We start from the raw sequence: 233 nt of genomic DNA on the forward strand, positions 1-233 counted from the left end.
ATAGGCGGTAGCATAGGCCGAAATCGCTGCCATCTTGGGGTCTGCGGTATTCATCAGCGCGTGGTAATTGCGCTTCAGCGAATTCAGTCCCGCGAGTTCCGCCGTGGGCTTCTTCGCGGGCCGAGTCGCAGGCGCTGCGGCGATAGTCGTCTTCTTGGCCGCGCCTTTCGTGCTGACGGTCTGCTTGGTCGTTTTCATCTTGCCGGCTTGGACCGACTTGCCCGAAGTTTTCG

The 233-nt window shown here is 60.1% G+C and carries 1 pseudogene; it reads right to left on the reverse strand.

Features of this window, described 5'->3' with window-relative positions:
* A pseudogene (locus tag EOD29_RS36925) lies at window positions 1–233 on the reverse strand (hypothetical protein); the annotation flags it as partial.

Source organism: Mesorhizobium sp. M1A.T.Ca.IN.004.03.1.1 (assembly GCF_003997555.1).
Classification (GTDB): domain Bacteria; phylum Pseudomonadota; class Alphaproteobacteria; order Rhizobiales; family Rhizobiaceae; genus Mesorhizobium.